Below are 6273 nucleotides of genomic sequence, written 5' to 3' on the forward strand. Positions count from 1 at the left end.
AATAGGGAATTGCAACCGTTTTGTTAATCAGATGAATCATTACTTTTAGTCTTTGGAGAAAATGAAAAGGACATCCGCTCGGTAAAATCGTTAATGGTCTGCATTAATTCAGCCTTTTCATCAGTAATTTTTTCGTATTGTTCATGGTACTTCTGATTTTCTATTTCCAGATTTCTAACTTTTTCTTCCAGTTCCTTAATCCTCAACATACTTTGGTATTGCGTATTCGTAGATTCTTCATTTAATTTATTATATTTATTACTTTCTTTTTCCAGGTCATTTGAGATTTTCTCATATTCGCTGTTGGACTTGTTTTGATATTCTTTGTAGTCTTCAAGCAACTGATCATAGCTCATTTGCTTATTCGTGAGGTTACCTTCGAGGTCGCGTATTTCTTTGTTTTTATCCTGCAGGAGCTGCTCTTTTTTCATTTCGTCATGTTTGTAACGATTGATGGTTTCATTCGCTGTATGCAATTGATCTTGAAGCCCATTATTTTTATATAAAATTAATTCCCGGTCCTTTAGCATGTTTTCTAAAGAAACAATTAAATCTGAAGCTACCTTATCCTGGTTATCTTTTGAAAACAGATGCTTGTCCTCAGGTGTATCTGCTTGAGCAGGTTCTTCGTGGTTATTTACCTGCTGATCTTCGTTTACTTGGGCAGTGTTTTGCTGTTCTGCGCCTGTCTGTTCCGGTTGATTTTGGGTGGATAAGACACCTTTCAACCAGCCCATTGACTTCTTTTCCGTATCCTTGGTCACGCTATCATCTCCTATGAAAAAAGTTCGACCTTTCTTATATCGACTGTTTTCGCAGCTTTTTAAGGAATATCTATTAGAAAACTTGGCTTTTCGTCAACTCTTAATGTAGATAAGCCTTAGTTGCACTTATACAGTAAGAAAGGTTTTAACTTTCTGATCTGCAAAAAAAAAACGGCTCCACCTCTAAAATTGAGGCGGTAGCCGTTTTAATTCGTATTATTTAACTCCCGGTTGGTTGCTCATTACTTGTTTCTGATTCCGTTTTATTAATGACAGAAGTACCGACCAAGTCACCGGTCACATTTAAGGCAGTACAGCCCATGCCAACAAGAACGTCGATTGCAGTCAATAGTCCTACTGCTTCCATCGGTAATCCCAATTGTGCAAACACGGTAGCAATCATAATAATTCCTGCACCAGGGACGCCTGCTGTACCAACGGATGCCAATGTTCCGATAAGTACCACCTGCAGCATGTCAGTAAAGCTTAATGGATCACCAATAATGTTGGCAGCAAATGCTGCAGATACGGCTATCCGAATTGCCGCGCCATCCATATTAATAGTGGCTCCAAGTGGCAGGCTAAATCCATACAAACTTTTGGATAGCTTCAAGTTCTTCGCAGCATCAAGTGTTAGTGGTAATGTACCTGAACTGCTTTGCGTAACAAAAGCGGTAATCATAGGTGTTCGTGCATGTGTGAAAAATCCTCTCAAGTCTATTTTTGATAAAATCATGAAAATTATATAAAAAACAACCTGGACAATTAAGGCAATATAGAGGACGGCAATCATGTTACCTAACTCTAATAATGTATCCACACCTTGGTTACCGACGATTTTTGCAACGATAGCGAAAATCCCGATTGGAACGTATTGAATGATGACCTTCATAATATTCAATGTAGCTTCATTTAGGCCGTCAACTACTTTATATACACTTTCACCAAGCTCTGCATGTTCTTTGGAGGATCTTAAGGCAGAAATAGCAACTCCGAACGTGATCGCAGTAAAGATAATACCGAGCAGGTTCAGGTTACTAAATGCACTTATAATATTTTCAGGGACAATATTTAAAAGAACACTTGTAACACCTGGGTTCTCCGGGACTTTAAATTCTTCATTTGTATCCAGTGTCATTCCTGTCCCAGGATCGAAAATACTTGCAACAGATATTCCAACAGTAATAGCTAATGCCGATGTTGCCAGATAATAGAGGAATACCTTTCCTCCCATTCGGCCCAAATTAGCCATCTTGGTTTGATTCACGCCGACAATTAATGTGAATAATACGAGTGGAACGATCAGAAATTTAAGTAATCGAATTAATAAATCCCCAAAGGGAGCTAAAACTGCTGCATCTTTCCCATATAGTAAACCGACAATAATTCCCAAAATAAGTGCAATCGTAATTTTTAAAATAAGGGAAGCATCGATATAACCTCTCCATATAGCTTTCATTATACGCCCTCCTTACAAGCCTTGTTTCTGTTATAGTATACTATTAATCCTATAAAAATTATCGGAATTTATTTTAACATACAGCACTAACCATGTACTGTCAAAGTCGATGCTTACAGAAGGACGGGCTAAACAAATGAGGATCAGAGAAGATGCAGACTCCTTCTTTGATCCTCATTCCATTATCGTTATTTTTGAATAAACATTTGTGACCAGTAATTGCCACTTTCTGTGTAACCTACACCAATATGTGTGAAGTTTTCATTTAAAATATTTTCTCGGTGTCCTTGACTGTTCATCCAGGCATCGACAACCTGTTGAGGCGATTTTTGACCCCGAGCGATATTTTCACCAGCTGATTGGTAGGATACACCAGCATTCTTCATCATATCGAATGGTGACCCATATGTTGGACTAGTGTGTGAAAAGTAACCATTGGATTGCATATCCTGTGCTTTGTTTCTGGCTACGTTACTTAGTTTTTTATGAGCCTTTAACGGGGAAAGTCCCTGATTGCTTCTTTCCTGATTTGTTAATTTGATAACATTCGACGTATATTCGTTTTGTCCCTGTTGCGGCTGTGTTTGGTTTGCATCATCTTGTGTCTGCTGGTCTTGCTGTTGTTGCATTTGACCTTGTTGGCCTTGCTGATTTCGCTGACCTTGATCCCCTTGTTGTTGTTGATCCTGACCCTGTTGATCTTGTCTAAATTGATCCAGATCCTGTCCATCTAATCCCTGTCTGTTCTGCTCACGCTGATTCCAATTTTTATCATCTTCTCCTAAACCGAACATATTGGTATTGAAATTGCCCTGATTATTTTGGTTTTCAATTTGGTCTGTTTGAAGATCGCCACTTGGATTATCAGTCTTAGTGAATGAGATAGCACTTTCTTCACTCGGATCGTTCTTTGAAGCATCTTCATTATCATTAGTATTGTTACAAGCAACCAATAATAAGAAGAGTAAACTTATTAAGGCTACAAGTATTTTGTTAAATTTCATGTGATTACCTCCTTTGCTCAATGTCTTTAGTAATTTGCACATATTTTAAAGAAATATATATGGAAAAATAAAGCAAGAGGAGGACTATTAATGCTTAGTTGCGTTTGTTGGGCAGCTTATCAGCTAGGTCGCCTTGACCCTGTTGTTTCTTATTTTGTTTATCCTTTTTCTTGATGTCTAGGAAATTATAAAATTTAAACGCTGTGGGTAACTAACTAAGCTATCTAGCCACGTCCAGCTCCAGCGCCTAGCGCCTAGTGGACTTCCCTCCCCCGTGTCTACGATAAGTCAACATCGAATCGCTTGCGCTCTTCGTGTATCCTTTATCTCACACGGGTCAGTCCAGTCCATACGGCGCTAAACAGGCGCTTGCGCTTTTCTTCTTTTCGTTAAATTTCCTCACAAACTCATGTGTGTCATCCATTTATTTATCCTCCTGACTTTTCGTTGAGTTGAGCAAGCTGGGCATCAAATTCATTTTCCGTATCATCAAGAGCAAAAACTCGAGCAGTCTCATTTTGTTCACTAACATGTTGAATGTAGATCTGTTTCCCGTTATAGGTAACGTTTTTCATATCTGCTGATTGTGCTATTTCTTGGGCTCGTTGTCTGTTCATTGTTAACTAACTCCTTTCTTATGGACCTTCTTCAAATAAGCCATCTAAATCAACTTGTTGTTCATGATCCATTTCATCAAGCGGAAAAATTGTTGCTGTTTCGCTATTGTCGTTTATTTCTTGTATATAGACCGGTATTCCATGGTATTTAACGTTTATCATTGCAAGTGAATCAATAATTTCCTGTGCCCGATTCCTGTCCATGATCGTTCTCCTTTCTGAATTGCATAGCCTTATTTTTTACTTTGGGAAAGGGAATATACGAGGATGAAATAACCATTTTTACGTTTGTATTTGCATTAATTTTGCCTTAAAATTTAATCTGCATTTAAAATAGTTTCGGCGTACGGACATGGAGGTGCAACTTTGTTAGGCAAATTTTATTATGGATGGGTTATTGTTTTTATTGGCGGGCTGGGAATTTTCTTTTCAGGACCTGGGCAAACATATTCCATCTCATTATTTATTGACCAGTACATTAATGATTTTGGCTGGTCTCGAACGGAAGTTTCCGGCTTATATTCAACTGCCACGCTTATCGCTGGATTGACAATGATGTTTGTTGGCAGGTTTATTGACCGTTTTGGACAGCGGTTCATGATGGTAACGGTAGGTATAGTCTTTGCTTTGGCCTGCTTTTTCAATAGTGCTGTCACAAACATGTTTATGCTTGCGATTGGTTTCTTTTTAGTCCGTTTACTGGGTCAAGGTACCATGTCGCTTATACCAAACACCCTTGTGGCTCAATGGTTTGTTAAAAAGAGAGGTCGGGCTTTCAGTTTTATGACGATGGGCAGTTTCATCAGTGCAATGCTGCTACCAATTATTAATTCCTGGCTCATTCAAACGTGGGATTGGCAGTTTGCATGGAGGTTTTGGGGAGTGGCGTTACTTGTCATATTTGTTCCATTTGCTCTATTTGGGGTTCGCAATCGCCCGGAAGAGATGGGGCTGGAACCAGACGCAACAAATAAAGATGAGGACGAGAACGAGAACTCAGATCCAGTTATCGGAACAACTCTGCCTCAGTCGGAAGAGGATTGGACATTAAAAGAAGCAATGCGTACTTGGGCATTTTGGGGTATTTTGATTAGCGTAAGTATCCCTTCCATGATCAATACAGGCATTACTTTTCATATTATTTCCATCTTTGATTCGAATGGGCTTTCTCCAGGTATTGCTGCAATAGTGTTAAGTTTAATGGCTATTGTTGGCCTTCCGATATCACTGGTGTCAGGGTTTATCACCGAAAAAATACAGACGAACTATTTATTAGCAAGTGTCTTTGTAATCGAAATAATTTTTATGTTATTGCTTCTGGTCACAAATAATCTGTTAATGGCAATATTATTTGGAACGATTTGGGGTATCGCAAATGGGATTGAGCGAATTGGAATGAATGTTGTCTGGCCGGATTTTTTTGGCAGGAAGTATATTGGCAGTATAAATGGTGTTGGGATGACAATGGTGGTTCTTGGATCGTCGTTAGGACCACTGCCGTTTGGCGCTGGTTTTGACTTGTTTCATAACTATACGCCTGTTTTACTTGCTGCACTGACCTTTCCATTACTTGGGCTAATCTGTGCAATAACAGCAAGAAAGCCTCAGTAAGACAAGTTAAAAGCGACGTAAAAAGTAGCGTTATGTTAAACTAAGTGTATAAAATTTAATTAAGCGGTGAATATGATGTTAAAGGATACTGGAGAACGCGTTATTCCCGAAAAGATGAAAATCACCAACGAGTTATTGATTGAGCATATGGCAAGATATCATTTTGCCAGTGATTTTGTTCATGGGCGCGTACTGGATTTTGCAAGTGGCGCTGGGTATGGAACACATATAATCGCAAAGAAATGTAAGGATAAAGTAAGTGAAGTTGTAGGAGTCGATATTGACACGGAAGCAGTGAAATACGCACAGGGTACTTTTTACCATCCATTATCCACTTTTATAGAAGGTGATGTAACAGATTCAACAGTCCCAGACAAATTGGGGCAATTCGACTGTATTCTCAGCTTTGAAACAATTGAACATGTAGAGGAAGAAAGCCAATTTTTAGCTAATATTTACCAAATGCTAAAGCCAGGGGGCACGCTTATCCTATCAACTCCTTTTGGTGAAGGGCGTGGTGTTCCGTGTGGTTCACCATTTCACGTCCATCAGTTAAGGGTAGATGAATTTAAAAACTTATTTCCAGAATACATAGCTAAGGAATTCTTTTTTCAAAAAGGTGCGTTAATCAAACCGGCAGACTTTGAAGCACCGGAAAAAATGCCGCTGGGGTTAGTTATATGTAAAAAATAGGTTCTAAGTCAAATGTTGGGGTGAGCGACTGCTCACTCCTTATTTATGCCACCCTTAGATTCACATTTTTATATTGATGATGTAATAACACCTTTAAACGAAAGCGATCAAATCGCCTAAATCCA

General features: G+C 38.8%; 7 protein-coding genes. 2 read left to right on the forward strand and 5 right to left on the reverse strand.

Translation table 11 applies throughout. The annotated features are described in order from the left end of the window. Positions 1 to 23: 23 nt before the first annotated feature. The 5 genes from ACE1TG_RS14105 to ACE1TG_RS14130 all read right to left on the reverse strand — a co-directional run bounded on the left by ACE1TG_RS14105 (position 24) and on the right by ACE1TG_RS14130 (position 4048). On the reverse strand, positions 24 to 764 hold the full coding sequence (locus tag ACE1TG_RS14105) for an AAA family ATPase (RefSeq protein ID WP_375053036.1): 741 nt from the start codon (positions 762 to 764) through the stop codon (positions 24 to 26). Between the two features lie 220 nt (positions 765 to 984). Next, positions 985 to 2223 (reverse strand): dicarboxylate/amino acid:cation symporter, encoded by a 1239-nt coding sequence (locus tag ACE1TG_RS14110; RefSeq protein WP_375053037.1) that lies wholly within the window; start codon positions 2221 to 2223, stop codon positions 985 to 987. A gap of 188 nt (positions 2224 to 2411) precedes the next feature. Continuing rightward, positions 2412 to 3227 (reverse strand): CAP domain-containing protein, encoded by an 816-nt coding sequence (locus tag ACE1TG_RS14115; protein ID WP_375053038.1) that lies wholly within the window; start codon positions 3225 to 3227, stop codon positions 2412 to 2414. Between the two features lie 428 nt (positions 3228 to 3655). After that, positions 3656 to 3844 carry an H-type small acid-soluble spore protein gene (locus ACE1TG_RS14125; RefSeq protein WP_375053039.1) on the reverse strand — a complete coding sequence of 63 codons (189 nt, stop codon included), beginning with the start codon at positions 3842 to 3844 and terminating at the stop codon, positions 3656 to 3658. Between the two features lie 18 nt (positions 3845 to 3862). Further along, entirely contained in the window at positions 3863 to 4048 is a 186-nt protein-coding gene (locus ACE1TG_RS14130) for an H-type small acid-soluble spore protein (protein ID WP_375053040.1), read from the reverse strand. Between the two features lie 162 nt (positions 4049 to 4210). Here ACE1TG_RS14130 and ACE1TG_RS14135 point away from each other — a divergent pair, with 162 nt between their 5' ends. Together ACE1TG_RS14135 and ACE1TG_RS14140 are read left to right on the forward strand one after the other, a co-directional pair. Then, a complete protein-coding gene (locus ACE1TG_RS14135) occupies positions 4211 to 5455 on the forward strand; it encodes an MFS transporter (protein ID WP_375053041.1) in 1245 nt (414 codons plus the stop codon). 75 nt (positions 5456 to 5530) lie between these two features. Continuing rightward, positions 5531 to 6148 (forward strand): class I SAM-dependent methyltransferase, encoded by a 618-nt coding sequence (locus ACE1TG_RS14140; protein ID WP_375053049.1) that lies wholly within the window; start codon positions 5531 to 5533, stop codon positions 6146 to 6148. Positions 6149 to 6273: the final 125 nt, after the last annotated feature.

This window comes from Virgibacillus sp. JSM 102003 (genome assembly GCF_041949995.1).
GTDB lineage: Bacteria > Bacillota > Bacilli > Bacillales > Amphibacillaceae > Lentibacillus.